The 14023-nt window shown below is 73.0% G+C and carries 13 protein-coding genes and 1 riboswitch; of the genes, 8 read left to right on the top strand and 5 right to left on the bottom strand.

The genetic code is table 11. The features are described from left to right. The first annotated feature begins 3 nt into the window (after positions 1–3). Both cdgB and IE142_RS07895 read left to right on the top strand, forming a co-directional pair. Entirely contained in the window at positions 4–1671 is a 1668-nt protein-coding gene (gene cdgB, locus IE142_RS07900) for a diguanylate cyclase CdgB (RefSeq protein WP_191884990.1), read from the top strand. Between the two features lie 118 nt (positions 1672–1789). Further along, on the top strand, positions 1790–2755 hold the full coding sequence (locus tag IE142_RS07895) for a carbohydrate-binding protein (RefSeq protein WP_191884989.1): 966 nt from the start codon (positions 1790–1792) through the stop codon (positions 2753–2755). A gap of 104 nt (positions 2756–2859) precedes the next feature. On the opposite strand, the gene IE142_RS07890 is transcribed toward IE142_RS07895, so the two are convergent. The 3 genes from IE142_RS07890 to IE142_RS07880 all read right to left on the bottom strand — a co-directional run bounded on the left by IE142_RS07890 (position 2860) and on the right by IE142_RS07880 (position 6109). Then, a complete protein-coding gene (locus tag IE142_RS07890) occupies positions 2860–3792 on the bottom strand; it encodes a 1-phosphofructokinase family hexose kinase (protein WP_191884988.1) in 933 nt (310 codons plus the stop codon). A 143-nt stretch (positions 3793–3935) separates the two neighbouring features. Further along, entirely contained in the window at positions 3936–5081 is a 1146-nt protein-coding gene (gene nagA / locus IE142_RS07885) for an N-acetylglucosamine-6-phosphate deacetylase (RefSeq protein WP_191884987.1), read from the bottom strand. Further along, the gene (locus IE142_RS07880) at positions 5081–6109 is read right to left on the bottom strand and encodes an ROK family protein (protein ID WP_191885073.1); all 1029 of its coding nucleotides are present in this window, start codon (positions 6107–6109) and stop codon (positions 5081–5083) included. Before IE142_RS07880 ends, nagA begins: the two co-directional genes overlap by 1 nt. 194 nt (positions 6110–6303) lie before the next feature. Between IE142_RS07880 and IE142_RS07875 the strand changes: the two genes are divergently transcribed. Genes IE142_RS07875 through otsB form a run of 3 tightly spaced genes read left to right on the top strand, consistent with a single transcriptional unit; the run spans position 6304 to position 8773 of the window. Further along, the gene (locus IE142_RS07875; RefSeq protein ID WP_191884986.1) at positions 6304–7569 is read left to right on the top strand and encodes an ABC transporter substrate-binding protein; all 1266 of its coding nucleotides are present in this window, start codon (positions 6304–6306) and stop codon (positions 7567–7569) included. Between the two features lie 52 nt (positions 7570–7621). Further along, positions 7622–7846: a DUF3263 domain-containing protein gene (locus IE142_RS07870; protein ID WP_043381791.1), complete on the top strand. Its 225-nt coding sequence runs from the start codon at positions 7622–7624 to the stop codon at positions 7844–7846. Positions 7847–7903: 57 nt separating this feature from the next. Further along, positions 7904–8773, top strand: coding sequence for a trehalose-phosphatase (gene otsB / locus IE142_RS07865; protein ID WP_191884985.1), 870 nt, complete (start codon positions 7904–7906; stop codon positions 8771–8773). Between the two features lie 153 nt (positions 8774–8926). Here the strand turns inward: otsB and IE142_RS07860 are convergent, their stop codons facing one another. Further along, positions 8927–10330 (bottom strand): alpha,alpha-trehalose-phosphate synthase (UDP-forming), encoded by a 1404-nt coding sequence (locus IE142_RS07860; protein WP_191884984.1) that lies wholly within the window; start codon positions 10328–10330, stop codon positions 8927–8929. Positions 10331–10474: 144 nt separating this feature from the next. On the opposite strand from IE142_RS07860, the gene IE142_RS07855 reads away from it, so the two are divergent. Next, the gene (locus IE142_RS07855) at positions 10475–11146 is read left to right on the top strand and encodes a hypothetical protein (protein WP_229830230.1); all 672 of its coding nucleotides are present in this window, start codon (positions 10475–10477) and stop codon (positions 11144–11146) included. A gap of 9 nt (positions 11147–11155) precedes the next feature. Here IE142_RS07855 and IE142_RS07850 read toward each other — a convergent pair whose 3' ends face one another. Further along, positions 11156–12100: a glucosyl-3-phosphoglycerate synthase gene (locus IE142_RS07850; RefSeq protein WP_191884983.1), complete on the bottom strand. Its 945-nt coding sequence runs from the start codon at positions 12098–12100 to the stop codon at positions 11156–11158. 134 nt (positions 12101–12234) lie between these two features. Further along, positions 12235–12382, top strand: a riboswitch (SAM riboswitch). Positions 12383–12400: 18 nt separating this feature from the next. On the opposite strand from IE142_RS07850, the gene thrC reads away from it, so the two are divergent. Both thrC and IE142_RS07840 read left to right on the top strand, forming a co-directional pair. Beyond that, on the top strand, positions 12401–13714 hold the full coding sequence (gene thrC / locus IE142_RS07845) for a threonine synthase (protein ID WP_043381779.1): 1314 nt from the start codon (positions 12401–12403) through the stop codon (positions 13712–13714). Next, a complete protein-coding gene (locus IE142_RS07840) occupies positions 13711–13986 on the top strand; it encodes a MoaD/ThiS family protein (protein WP_019755636.1) in 276 nt (91 codons plus the stop codon). The genes thrC and IE142_RS07840 overlap by 4 nt, the downstream gene beginning before the upstream one ends. Positions 13987–14023: the final 37 nt, after the last annotated feature.

Raw genomic sequence — 14023 nt, 5'->3', positions numbered from 1 at the left:
AGCATGGAGACCGAGTCGGAGCCCTACGTCCGTCTTGCGTCCCTGCGGCAACTGCACCAGGTCATGGCCGACATGAACAAGGCCCGCAGCCTGGCCGACACCCTGCAGGCCGTCGCCGACGGCGTCGTCCAGGCCCTCGGGTACGAACTGGCGTGCGTCAACCTGGTCCGGCCCGACGGTGACCTCGTCGTCGCCGCCTTCTCCGGCAACCAGGCCGCCGAGGCCCTCATCACCGGCCGGGCGGGCTCCCGCGAGTCCTGGGACCGGCGGCTGAACATGGGCGAGCAGTGGGGCGACCTGATCTTCATACCCCACACCGAGGGCTGGGTCCTCGACGACGACGACGTCCCGCAGTGGTACACCGACGGGCCCGCGCCCCGCTTCGAGGACGAGTGGCACCCCTCGGACCGCCTCTTCGCCCCGATGTACGCCCCCGGTCCGCAGGGCGGCGGCAACAGCGGCGAGCTGATCGGCGTCCTTTCCGTGGACCGGCCGCGCAACGGTCGCCGCCCCGGCGCCTGGGGCCGCGAGGCTCTGCAGATGTACGCGTTCCAGGCCGCCATCGCGATCAGCAACGCCCGGCTCCGCTCCAACATGCAGCGCGCCCTGGTCCGCCTCGAGCGCGACCAGCAGGCGCTCAGGGCCAGCGAGGAGAGCTTCCGCCAGGCCTTCGAGTACGCCCCCTCGGGCATGGCCATCGCCGAGATGGGCGGCGACCAGCACGGCCGCATCCTGCGCACCAACGACGCCCTCTGCCGCCTCCTGGGCCGACCCGCGTCCGCGATGCGCCGCTACGCCTTCTCCGACCTCGTGCACCCCGAGGACATCGGCACCCTGCTGCGCACCTCCGCCGAGGGCGGCCGGGCCGAGTTGCGCCTGGGCCGCCGCGACGGGACGTACGTATGGGTCTCCCTGCGCAACAGCGTCGTCGCCGACGCCGCCGACGGGCCGCGCTTCCTGCTCACCCACGTCGAGGACATAGAGGAACGCAAGCGCCGCGAGCTCCAGCTCGCCCACCGCGCCTCCCACGACTCCCTCACCGGACTGCCCAACAGCGCCGAGCTGCGCTCCCGCCTCGCCGCCCGGCTGTGCCGGCGCCCGCAGTCGCCCCACGCGGGCGTGGTGGACGCGATGGACGCCGCCTACGGGGACTCCGCCGTCTTCGACACCGGCGGCCACACCTTCGACTTCGGGGTGGCGACCGCCGAGCCGTACGGCGCCTACGACCACCATGTGCACGCCGTGGCCCCCGAGGACGGCCGCGACGACGGCACGAAGGGGCTCGCGGTCCTCTTCTGCGACCTGGACGGCTTCAAGTCGATCAACGACCGGTTCGGGCACAACGCCGGCGACGCCGTGCTCATCGAGGTCGCCCGCCGGCTCAGCGGGGGCGTGCGCGACGGCGACACGGTCGCCCGGCTCGGCGGCGACGAGTTCGTGATCCTCGCCAACGGACTCGGCCGGGCCGACGCCCAGGACCTCGCCGTACGCCTGCGAAACGAGATCATCCAGCCGATCCGCGCCGAGGGGCGGGCCGTCCGCGTGGGTGCCAGCTTCGGCATCGGTTGGGCCCACTGCGGCATGACGGCGGACGAGGTGCTGAAGTCAGCTGACGAACGGATGTACGTCGAGAAACGATCTCGTCCCAAACAGCACCGCCGAGCTGGATGATCACCAGGTCAGAGCGCTGATGCGGTCTGAGTCACCCTTTCGGGTCAGTGGGAGCGGGTAGGCTCGCCCTCTCACACCCATACCGCACACGCACCGCATCTGGTTAGGAGACCAAGGGATGACGCCCGGCAACAACGGCGCGAGCACGCCCGAGGACGACGACCCCTTCGGCTACCTCTACGCCGACGGGCAGGCCAACGGGGCCCAGCCGCCGTCCGGTGGCTACGGCTACCCCAACTCCGTCAACCGGGTGCGTCCCGTCGGCACACGGCAGTACGGCGGCGCGGCGCAGGGCCAGGCGGCCCCGACCGCCCCCTACGGCCAGGCCGCCCCGCAGCAGGGCGCCTACGGGCAGCCCAGCGCGCACTACGCAGCGCCGGAGACGCTCCCCGGCGGCGGCGCCCCGAACGGCCCGCAGCAGCCGGGCCGCGGTGCGGGCGGCGGCGGGCGCCGCGGGCCCAACACCAAGGGCCTGCTGATCGGCGCGGTCGCGGTCGTCGCCGCGGTGGTCGTCGGTATCGCCGTCGCCATGACGAGCAGCAGCTCGGAGGACGACAAGGGCGGCGACGAGGCCGGTGGCACCACCGCTCCCACCCAGTCGCAGTCCACCGATCCCAGCCCCTCGGCCGGCGACGGCGCCGAGCCGGAGGCCGAGCTCCCGGCGGCCGACGCGAAGTCGCTCAAGCTGTCGCCCGGAGTGGCCACGGCCTCGGAGATCGAGGGCGCCCGGTCGGACGGCGGCGTCTACGTGGCCAATCTCAACCAGCCCGGCGCCTCGGTCACCTGGACCGTGGACGGCATCCCCGAGGACGGCCTCTACACCCTCTTCGCCGGCTACAGCGCGGCCGGCGAGGACCAGTCGATGACCCTGACGGTCAACGGCAAGGAGTTCGGCAGCAAGCTGAACATGGGCAACTTCACCGGCGCCAAGGACGGCGACTTCGCCAAGGGCTGGACCACCACCTACGCCTGGCCCACCCTGAACAAGGGCACCAACACGATCACGCTGTCCTGCGCGGACGGCGACAAGTGCAACGTCCTGCTGGACCAGTTCTCCCTGAAGAAGGGCCAGGTCAAAAACTAGGCGCCGGGCCGAGGGACAGGGCCGGTCCGGAACGAGGGCCGGCTGGTCGGGCCCGGTGAGCCGGGACCACGGCGCGCCCGGCGGGCGGCACGGCCCCCGGCGCCTCAGGCCGCGCCCGCCTCCGCCGTCACCGCGACCCCGCGGCCCAGCAGTTCCTCGTACGCCTCCCGGTCGAACTCGCCCGCCACCGGCGCCAGCACCGTCGCCGCCGACAGGGCGACCGCGCGGGCCAGCCGGTCCGGCCAGGGCAGGTGCTCCACCAGGCCGGAGAGCAGCCCCGCGACCGCCGAGTCGCCGGCGCCGGTCGGATTGCCGTGGACATGGGCGGGCGGGGCCGCGCGCCAGCGCCCCTCCGGGGTCTCCGCGAGCAGCCCCGCGGCCCCCAGGGAGGCGACCACCGAGCGGGCGCCGCGGCGCCGGGCCGCCTGGGAGGCCCGCAGCGGCTCGTGCGAGCCGGTCAGCTCGGCCAGCTCGTCGGCGTTCGGCTTGATCAGATCGGGCCGGGCGGCGACCCCCCGGCGCAGCGGCTCGCCGCTGGTGTCCAGCAGCACCGGCACGCCCGCCGTCCGGGCGGCGCGCACCAGCCCGGCGTACGCGCCCACCGGGACGCCCGGGGGCAGGCTCCCGCACAGGGCGACGGCCGAGGCGCCGTCGAGGAGATCCTCGTACGCCTCCTGGAAGGCGTTCCACTCGGCGGGTGCCACCACCGGGCCCGGTTCGTTCAGCTGGGTGGTCTCGCCGGTGAGCTCGTCCACGACGGCGACGGTGCGCCGCGTCGTCCCCGCGACCGGCACCAGCGCGTCCGCCACCCCGGGCACGCCGGTGAGCCCCGCGCGCACGACGTCCCCGGTGACGCCGCCCGCGAAGCCGGTGACGGTCACCTCGTGTCCGAGGGCCGCCAGCACCCGGGCCACGTTCAGGCCCTTGCCGCCGGGGCGCTCGGTCACCTCGGACACCCGGTGGGAGGCGTGGGGCCGCAGGCCCTGGACGCGGTAGGTGATGTCGAGCGCGGTGTTGAGTGTGACGGTGAGGATCACCGTGCCGACCTCCCCCGATCGTCTGCGGCTGGCGTGTGCCCATGGAGCTGTGCTCCACGACACGATCATGCCAAAAGCGCGCCGGTCGGCCCAGTCCCCGCAGCGGCCGTCGTGGACCGGCCCCGGGAGGACTCCGGGACGGATCAGCCCAGTTGCGGAGCGACCACCCATTCGCCCCGACGCATGACGCCCACCAGGTCGAACGCGTCGTCCAGGACCACCAGGTCGGCGTCCTTGCCGGGCTCCAGGGAACCGATCCGGTCGTCCAGGCCGAGCAGCCGCGCCGGGTTGGCGGAGATCGCCGCGACGACGTCCCCGACGGGCAGGCCGTCCACCGTCACCGCCCGCTTGAAGGCGCGGTCCAGGGTGAGCGTCGAGCCCGCGATCGAGCCGCCCTCCACCAGCCGGGCCACCCCGTCCGCGACCTCGACCTCCATCGGGCCGAGCAGGTAGCGCCCGTCGCCGAAACCGGCCGCGTCCATCGCGTCGGTGATGAAGGCGACCCGGGCGGCGCCCGCGTGGTGGAAGGCCAGCCGGAGCGCGGCCGGGTGCAGGTGCGTGCCGTCGTTGATCAGCTCGACGGTGATCCGCTCGTCCTCCAGGAGCGCCGTGATCGGCCCCGGGGCGCGGTGGCCGAGCGGCGGCATCGCGTTGAACAGGTGCGTGGCGACGGTCGCGCCCGCGTCGATGGCCTGGAGGGTCTGCTCGTACGTCGCGTCCGTGTGACCGACGGCCGCGATCACGCCGTGCTCCGTGAGCAGCCGTACGGAGTCCAGGCCGCCCGGCAGCTCGGTGGCGAGCGTCATCATCCTCGCGTGGCCGTGCGTGGCGTCGACCAGCTTGCGGACCTCGGCCGGGTCCGGGTCGCGCAGCAGCTGCTCGTCGTGGGCGCCCTTGCGGCACGGGGAGATGAACGGCCCCTCGAAGTGGACGCCGGCGATGTCGCCCTGCTGGGCCAGCTCGGCGAGCATCCCGGCCTGCCGGGCGAGGAAGTCCAGGTCGCCGGTGACGGCGGAGGCGACCACCGTGGTGGTGCCGTGCCGGCGGTGGGTCTCGACGCCCTGGAGGACGTCCTCGGCGGTGCCGCCGGTGAAGGAGGCGCCGCCGCCGCCGTGGTTGTGGATGTCGACGAAGCCGGGGACCACCCAGTGGCCCGACACGTCGACGACGTCCGCCCCGGGGGGCGCCGTGTCCGCGATCCGCGTGCCGTCGACGATCACGCGGCCGTCGTCCACGGTCCCGGTGGGCAGTACCACCCGGGCACCGGCGAGAACCTTGCTTGGGGCCATCAGGTGGTTACCTCCGGGGAAGTCGCGGTCGTAGTAGTGGTGCCGGCGGCGCCGGTGGTGGCGCCAGCGGGGTCGGTGCCGGCCCGGTCGGGCGCGGTGGGGGCGGGACCGACCGGTTCCGGACCGACCGTTTCGCTACCGTGCGGGCCGGTGCCGAGCAGGTCCCAGGCCATGAGCCCGGCACCCAGGCAGCCGGCGGTGTCCCCCAGCGCCGCGGGAACGATTTCCGGCAGCTTCTGGAAGGTGACGCGCCGCCGGACGGCGTCCCGCAGCGGTGAGAACAAGGTTTCCCCGGCCTCGGCCAGGCCGCCACCGATGATCAGGACGCGCGGGTCCAGCAGAGTGAGCGCGGTGACCAGCCCGTCGGCGAGCGCGTCCACGGCGTCCTGCCACACGGCCAGTGCCCGCGCGTCCCCCGACTCGACGGCCTCGGCGCAGTCGGCGGCGTCCGCGGCCGGGTCGCCGCACGCCTCGGCCCATGCCTGGCTGACCGCCGACGCCGACGCGAACCGCTCCAGGCAGCCGCGCTGCCCGCACGGGCACGGGATGCCGCCGGGGCGCACGACGACGTGGCCGATCTCGCCCGCGAACCCGTGGGCGCCCGACTCGACCCGGCCCTCGACGCCGATGGCGCCCGCGATGCCGGTGCCCAGCGGGACGAAGAGGAACCGGTCGGCGCCCCGCCCGGCCCCGATCCGGCCCTCGGCGAGCCCGCCGGTGCGCACATCGTGCCCGAGGGCGACCGGGATGCCGCCGAGCCGGTCGCCGAGCAGCGCCCGCAGCGGTACGTCGCGCCAGCCGAGGTTGGCCGCGTAGACGGCGGTGCCGTGCTCCTGGTCGATGATGCCGGGGACGGCCACACCCGCCGCGACGGCGGGCTCGCCGAAGCGGTCGGCGCCCAGGGCGCGCAGCTCGGCCGCGAAGTCCAGGATGCCCGCGACGACCGCCTCGGGCCCGCGGTCGCGGCCGGTGGCCCGGCGTGCCTGGTGCAGAAGCTCACCGCCCGGCCCCGCCAGGGCGGCCTTCATCCCGGTGCCGCCCACGTCGAGGGCGATGACATGTCTCACGGGGACAGTGTGGCCCGTTGACCCGGGAGAGGTCTAGTCCACTGCCGTGGTGTAGACCTTGATCCGGTAAACGGACAAGCGCACAAGCGCGAACGAGCGAACGACGGCGGCAAGCAGTGCACGACGCGTCTCGTCGGCAGGGTTGGGGAATCAGGGTGCAGCGGCGTAGGACAGGAACGATCGCGGTGGCGTCCGCACTGGGCATGACGGCGGTCCTCGGCGGCTGCGGTCTGACCGGCGGCTCCGGCGAGGTGACGCTGAAGCTGGTCGCCGCCGACTACGGCGACAGCAAGGCCAACAGCTCCCAGGTCTACTGGGACGAACTGGCCACGGCCTATGAGGCCAAGAATCCCGACGTGAACGTAGACGTCACCGTTTACTCCTGGAACGACGTGGACCGAAAGGTCCGCGAGATGGTCGAGGACGGCAAGGCGCCCGACCTGGCGCAGATCGGCGCCTACTCGGACTACGCGGACCAGGATCTGCTCTACCGGGCCGACGACGTGCTCTCCATCCCGGTCCAGGCGAACTTCGTCTCCCAGCTCTCCACCGCCGGCCGGGTCAACGGCGTCCAGTACGGCCTGCCCTTCGCGGCCTCCACGCGGGTGCTGTTCTACAACAAGACCCTCTTCGCCAAGGCCGGCGTCACCCCGCCCAAGAGCTGGGACGACCTCGCCGACGCCGCCGAGGCGCTGGAGGCGGAAGGCGTGAAGTACCCGTACGCGCTGCCGCTGGGCCCCGAGGAGGCGCCGGCCGAGACGATGCAGTGGATGCTCAGCGGCGGGGGCGGCTACACCGACGACGTCGGCACCTACGCCATCGACTCGCCGCAGAACGTCACCACCTTCACCTGGCTCAAGGACGAACTGGTCGACAAGGGCCTCACCGGGCCGGTCGCCCCCGGCAAGCTCAACCGGGCCGACGCCTTCGCCGCCTTCGCGGCCGGCGACGTCGGCATGCTCAACGGCCACCCCACGCTGATGAAGACGGCCTCCGACAAGGGCGTGAAGTACGGCATGGTGCAGACCCCCGGCATCGACGGTGCCTCCGAGAACACGCTCGGTGTCACCGACTGGATGACCGCCTTCAAGAAGAACGGCCACCAGGAGGAGATCGGCGACTTCCTGGACTTCGTCTACAGCGACGAGAACGTCCTCGCCTTCTCCCGCCTGTACGACCTGCTGCCGGTGACCACCTCCGCCTCCCAGGTGATGAGCACGGCCGAGGAGGACGAGAACCTCAAGCCCTTCCTGGACGAGCTGCTGCTCTCCGAGCTCTACCCGGTCGGCAAGACCTCCTGGGCCTCGGTCAGCGCGGACATCAAGAAGCGCATCGGCCAGGCCGTCGCCCCCGGCGGCAACCCCAGAGAGGTGCTCGGCCAGATCCAGGCCACGGCGATGCGGGCGGGCAGCGTCGAGTAGCGGGCGAGCGGGGGAGGGGCCGCTGTCGGTGGCGGGCGTTACGGTGCCGTACATGGACCTGGGACAGAGGGAGCTGGACATCCTCGCGCTGGAGCGCCGGAGCTTCTCCGGCCCCGGCGCGAAGGAGCGAGCCGTCCGCGAGGAGCTGGGCCTGGCCCCCGTCCGCTACTACCAGCTCCTCAACGCCCTCCTGGACGACCCGCGCGCTCTCGCCGCCGATCCGGTGACGGTCAACCGCCTGCGCCGGGTGCGGGAGTCGCGTCGTTCGGAGCGGTGAGGCGGCGGTGAGGCGGCGGTGAGGTTGCCTTCCGCCCCGGCGGGATAGGTTCGCGGTATGGGCAGCCACCAGGACTCCACCCGTGACGACTCCCCGGACCACCTGCCGACCCCCGCGACCGGGGCCGGACGCGAAGGGCTCGACGCCCTCCTCGCCGGCCCCGGCCGCGCGGTGGTCGCGCTCGACTTCGACGGCACGCTGGCCCCGATCGTCGCCGACCCCGACCGGGCCCGCGCCCACCCGGAGGCCGTACCGGCGCTCGCGGCCCTCGCCCCGAAGGTCGCCGCGATCGCGGTGATCACCGGCCGTCCTGCCGAGGTCGCCGTCCACCACGGCGGCTTCGCGGACGTCCCCGGCCTCGACCACCTCGTCGTCCTCGGCCACTACGGCGCCGAACGCTGGGACGCCGCCACCGGCACCCTCACCACCCCCGACCCGCACCCCGGCGTCGCCGCCGTCCGCGCCGAGCTGCCGGGCCTGCTGGAGCGGTCCGGCGCGGGGGAGGGCGCCTGGATCGAGGAGAAGGGCCACGCGGTCGCCGTCCACACCCGCCGCGCCCCCGACCCACAGGCCGCCTTCGACTCCCTGCGCGCCCCGCTGACCGACCTGGCCTCTCGCAACGGCCTGATCGTGGAACCGGGCCGCATGGTCCTGGAACTGCGCCCACCCGGCATGGACAAGGGCGCCGCGCTGAGGAAGTACGTCCGCGAACTGGACGCCGCGTCCGTCCTCTACGCCGGCGACGACCTCGGCGACCTCCCCGCCTTCACCGCCGTCGACACCCTCCGCACCGAGGGCACCCCCGGCCTCCTGGTCTGCAGCGGCAGCGACGAGGTCCCGGACCTCCGCGAACGAGCCGACCTGGTGGTGGACGGCCCGGAGGGCGTGGTCCGCCTGCTGCGCGCCTTGGCCACCCACCTCGCCTAGACCGCCGTCCCGCAGTCTGCGGGCATGCGTGCACCCCACGCCCCCGCAGCCGCGGGCACACGCGCCGCCTGGGGCGGCACGGGTGGGCGCAGGCGGCCCCCGCGACGCCGGGCCTCGCACCCACCCCCGTTGCCGGTCACCCGGCAACGGGGCTCACCCCCTCAACGCCTCCAACTGCTCCAGGAACCACCGCGCCGGCGGCAACGCCGTCCCCGCCGCGGCCAACCGCTTCGACCGCTCCGCCCGCTCCCCGGCCCCCACCGACAACGCCTCGTGCAAGGCCTCCGCCGTCCCGGACACGTCGTACGGGTTCACCACCACCGAGTCCTCACCCAGCTCCTCGTACGCCCCCGCCTCCCGCGACAGCACCAGCACACACCCCTCGTCGGAGACGACCGGCACCTCCTTCGCGACGAGGTTCATCCCGTCCCGGACGGGATTGACCAGCGCCACGTCCGCCAGCCGGTACGCCGCCAGCGACCGCGCGAAGTCGTCCTTCACGTGCAGCACGACCGGCGTCCACCCCGCCGTACCGAACTCCGCGTTGATCGACTCGGCCACCCGCCGCACCTCGGCGGTGTAGTCCCGGTACACGGCGAGATCCTGCCGCGACGGGTACGCGAACGCGACGTGCACGACCCGCTCCCGCCACTCCGGCCGCCCCGCCAGCAGCTCCCGGTAGGCCAGCAGTCCCCGCACGATGTTCTTGGACAGCTCGGTCCGGTCCACCCGCACGATCGTGCGGCGCGCCCCGCCGTCGGGAGCCGTACCGATCTCCTCCCGCAGCGCGGCCATCCGCTCGTCCACGTCGGCCTCGTGCGACCGCTTCCGCAGGAACTCCGCGTCCGCGCCCAGCCCGTGCACTCCGATCCGCGTGTCACCGACCCCGCCCACCAGCGCCTCGCAGCACGCGGTGAAGGCGTCCGCCCAGCGCCGGGTGAGGAACCCGAGCCGGTCCGCGCCCAGCATCCCCCGCAGCACCTGCTCGGCGATGTCGTCGGGGAGCAGCCGGAAGTAGTCGACCGGCGCCCACGGCGTGTGCGAGAAGTGGCCGATGCGCAGGTCGGGCCGCAGTTCGCGCAGCATCCCCGGCACCAGCGTCAGGTGGTAGTCCTGCACGATCGCGACCGCGCCCTCGGCGGCCTCCTCGGCCAGCGCCTCAGCGAAGGCCCGGTTGTACTTCTCGTAGGAGGCCCACTTCAGCCGGAACTCCGCGTCGAAGACCGGCTCCAGCGGTGTCTGGTACAGCATGTGGTGCACGAACCACAGCACCGAGTTCGCGATCCCGTTGTACGCGTCCGCGTGCACGTCGGCCGGCACGTCCAGCATTCGCACGCCGTCCTCGCCGACCCCGCGCCGCACCGCCTCGCGGTCGCCGTCGCTCAGCGCGGAGCACACCCACAGTGCCCCCGCGTCCGGCCCGATGGCCGACAGTCCGGAGACCAGCCCGCCACCGCCGCGCTTCGCGTCGAGCGAACCGTCCTCCCGCACCTCGTAAGAGACGGGCCCCCGATTGGAGGCGACCAGCACCTGAGCAGCACCGAAGCTTGAAGCCATACGCCTCAACCTAGCCCGGCCCCGAAAACCTCAAACGTGCCCGGGGATCACTTCGGCGGCGATTCGGTCACACCGCTTGTGTGAGAGATGTGAACGGGCCGAGGATATGAGGTGCGCATTTCAACTTCCTGGGGGGTGGGCCGCGTGCCCGTACCTATACGCCTGCGCGGACTCGCGGCCTGCGTGGCACTGGCCGCCGCCGCGTCGGCGCTGGCCGGCTGCGGCGACGGAAGCACCGGTAGGGAGGCGGACGAACGGCCCGCGACGGCCACCGCCGCACAGAGCAGCCCCACCCCTGCGGCGTCCGCCACCATAGAGCCCTCCACGCCGGCCGCGGCCGAGCCCCCGTCGCCGGCCGCCGCCACGCTGCCGGACCACACCGGCCGGGACGTCGCAGGGGCCGTGCTCGCGGCCAAGGCGGCCCACGTCGACTACACCGTCCGGCTGCAGGGCACCGGGCGGCAGGCCTCCACGTGGGACCTGGACGATGAGGTCTGCGAGCAGACCGACGGCCCCGACGGAGTGACGTTCACCGTCCCCCGCGACGGCCGCGACTGCGCCGGTCGCCTGCTGCGCACACCGGAACCGGTCCCCTCCCCCGCTCCGGAGAGGACGAGGGACACGGGCACCGGCGGCACCGGCGGCGGCACCGGCGCCTGCGAGCTCACCAGCCCCGCCGGCAACTGCTACGCCGACGGCCAGTTCTGCGCGAAGAAGCACCGCGGACTGAGCACCCACGGCCGTGGCGGCGAGTACCTGACCTGCGAGCCGGACTCCGGCGGCTCCTGGCGCTGGTCGGACGGCGTCACCGGCTGAGCCCTTCGCTCACGCCACCCTGCGGGCCGCGTACTCGGCGATCCCCGTCATCGGGGGCCGCTCCTCCGTGTCCACGGAGTACGTACGCGGCTCGAAGCCGTCGGCGCCCCGCTCGAACTGGGTGAGACAGGGCCGGACCAGGTGGCCGCGGGCCAGCCGGAGCTGGGCGGTGCGGTAGATCGCGGCGGACATGCGGCCCAGCGCCTGGCCGTCCTGGTGCCGGTGCCTGCGGACGCCGACGTCGACCTGGGCGAGGGCGTCCAGGCCCACCAGGTGCAGGGCGTCGACCAGCATCCCCAGCTCGACGCCGTAGCCGACGGGGAAGGGCAGCTGTTCGAGCAGCGAGCGGCGGGCCGCGTACTCGCCGCCGAGCGGCTGGACGAAGCCGGCCAGCCGCGGCCAGTGCATGTTGAGCAGGGGGCGGGCCATCAGCTCGGTGACCCGGCCGCCCTGACCGGGTGCCGCGCCGAGCGGGCGGTCGTACATGGCTTTGACGAGGTGCACGTCCGGGTCGGTGAGCAGCGGACCCACGATGCCGGAGACGAAGTCGGCGCGGAACTCGCGCAGGTCGGCGTCGACGAAGCAGACGATGTCGCCGCCGGTGACCAGCAGCGAGCGCCACAGGACCTCGCCCTTGCCGGGCACCGCCGGGATGCGCGGCAGGACCGCGTCCCGGTGCACGACCCGCGCGCCGGCCGCGGCGGCCACCGCCGACGTACGGTCCCGCGAGCCGGAGTCCACCACGACCAGCTCGTCGACGAGCGGGACCCGCTCCATCAGCTCCCGGCGGATCACCGAGACGATGTCACCGACGGTCGCCTCCTCGTCGAGCGCGGGCAGCACCACGCTGACCGACTGGCCGGTGGCGTGCTTGGCGGCCAGGAGCTGCTGGAGGGGCCGGTCCGTCACGGACCAGGAGCGTGCGTCCAGCCAGCGCTCGACTTCTTCCAGCACGGTCGGTGGCTCCCTCTGTGATCCATCTCGCGGTTCGGACGACTGTCTCAACGGTCATGGCCGTCGGTTACAGTCTTGAACAACGCGGGCGACCATCGCATGCCGGGGTCGCCGCGTGACCAACAACTGAACACCGCTCATCCAGAGGGGCAGAGGGATACGGCCCGATGAAGCCCCGGCAACCCTCCAGTCGGTTCTTGTCACACGGACGTGGCGAGGCTCCCGGCTAGGGAAGGTGCCAAATCCGTCTCACGGCGAGATGCGTCGTGAGGAAGATGAGGAGAAAGGGCCTCGCCTCACATGGCTGTGCAGACTGTCGACAGCACCACCGACACCGCCGCTTCCACCCCCTCCGCCGCTTCCCCGGTCGACCTCGGTCCCGCCGCGGCGCTCTCCTGCCGCGAGTGCGGCCACCGCGTGCCGCTCGGTCCGGTCTTCGCCTGCGAGGAGTGTTTCGGCCCGCTGGAGATCGCCTACGACTTCTCGGCGTACGACACCGAGGAGCTGCGGAAGCGGATCGAAGCGGGCCCCGCGAACATCTGGCGTTACGCGCCGCTGCTGCCCGTCCCCGCCGACGTGGCGACCAAGCCGAACATCAACCCGGGCTGGACCAAGCTGGTCAAGGCCGACAACCTGGCCCGCGAGCTGGGCGTCGAGGCCGGCAAGCTGTTCGTCAAGGACGACTCCGGCAACCCGACGCACTCCTTCAAGGACCGTGTCGTCGCCCAGGCCCTGGAGGCCGCCCGCGCCTTCGGCTTCACCACCCTCTCCTGCTCCTCCACCGGCAACCTGGCCGGTGCCGTCGGCGCCGCCGCCGCCCGCGCCGGCTTCCGCTCCTGCGTGTTCATCCCGCACGACCTGGAGCAGGGCAAGGTCGTCATGGCCGCCGTCTACGGCGGTGAGCTGGTCGGCATCGAGGGCAACTACGACGACGTCAACCGCTTCTGCTCCGAACTGATCGGCGACCCGGCCGGCGAGGGCTGGGGCTTCGTCAACGTCAACCTGCGCCCGTACTACGCGGAGGGTTCCAAGACCCTCGCGTACGAGATCTGCGAGCAGCTCGGCTGGGAGCTGCCCGAGCAGATCGTCGTCCCGATCGCCTCCGGCTCGCAGCTCACGAAGATCGACAAGGGGCTGCAGGAGCTGATCAAGCTCGGGCTCGTCGAGGACAAGCCGTACAAGATCTTCGGCGCTCAGGCCGAGGGCTGCTCGCCGGTGTCCACCGCGTACAAGGCCGGGCACGACGTCGTACGCCCGCAGAAGCCGGACACCATCGCCAAGTCGCTGGCCATCGGCAACCCGGCGGACGGGCCGTACGTCCTCGACATCGCGCGCCGCACCGGCGGTGCGGTGGAGGACGTGACCGACGAGCAGGTCGTCGACGCCATCAAGCTGCTCGCCCGCACGGAGGGCATCTTCGCGGAGACCGCCGGCGGCGTGACGGTGGGCGTGACGAAGAAGCTGGTCGACAGCGGCCTGCTCGACCCGTCGAAGACGACCGTCGTCCTCAACACCGGCGACGGCCTCAAGACCCTCGACGCGGTGGCCGGCACCGGCCTCACCGCCACCATCCGACCGAACCTGGACTCCTTCCGAGAGGCTGGCCTCGCATGAGCGTGACCGTTCGTATCCCGACCATCCTGCGCACCTACACCGGCGGGCGGGCCGAGGTCAGCGCCGACGGCGCGAACCTCGGCGAGGTCATCGCCGACCTGGAGAAGAACCACACCGGCATCGCCGCCCGCGTCCTGGACGACCAGGGCAAGCTGCGCCGCTTCGTCAACGTCTACGTCAACGACGACGACGTCCGCTTCGAGCAGGGGCTGGAGACCGCGACGCCGGACGGCGCGGGCGTCTCCATCATCCCGGCGGTCGCCGGCGGCTGATACGCCTCGTAGTGCCCATTGCCCCCTCCGTGAGAGA

This window comes from Streptomyces mutabilis (assembly GCF_014649815.1).
In the GTDB taxonomy this organism is placed as follows: Bacteria; Actinomycetota; Actinomycetes; order Streptomycetales; family Streptomycetaceae; genus Streptomyces; species Streptomyces mutabilis.
The sequence above is the reverse complement of the archived record's forward strand: the minus strand, read 5'-3'. Positions and strand labels throughout refer to the sequence as shown.

Bases quoted from the DNA above. Each gene is read 5' to 3' on its own strand.
- cdgB (WP_191884990.1), top strand. From the start codon at position 4: ATGGAGACCGAGTCGGAGCCCTACGTCCGTCTTGCGTCCCTGCGGCAA.
- IE142_RS07895 (WP_191884989.1), top strand. From the start codon at position 1,790: ATGACGCCCGGCAACAACGGCGCGAGCACGCCCGAGGACGACGACCCC.
- nagA (WP_191884987.1), bottom strand. From the start codon at position 5,081: ATGGCCCCAAGCAAGGTTCTCGCCGGTGCCCGGGTGGTACTGCCCACC.
- IE142_RS07880 (WP_191885073.1), bottom strand. From the start codon at position 6,109: ATGAAGGCCGCCCTGGCGGGGCCGGGCGGTGAGCTTCTGCACCAGGCA.
- IE142_RS07870 (WP_043381791.1), top strand. From the start codon at position 7,622: ATGGACCTGGGACAGAGGGAGCTGGACATCCTCGCGCTGGAGCGCCGG.
- otsB (WP_191884985.1), top strand. From the start codon at position 7,904: ATGGGCAGCCACCAGGACTCCACCCGTGACGACTCCCCGGACCACCTG.
- IE142_RS07860 (WP_191884984.1), bottom strand. From the start codon at position 10,330: ATGGCTTCAAGCTTCGGTGCTGCTCAGGTGCTGGTCGCCTCCAATCGG.
- thrC (WP_043381779.1), top strand. From the start codon at position 12,401: ATGGCTGTGCAGACTGTCGACAGCACCACCGACACCGCCGCTTCCACC.
- IE142_RS07840 (WP_019755636.1), top strand. From the start codon at position 13,711: ATGAGCGTGACCGTTCGTATCCCGACCATCCTGCGCACCTACACCGGC.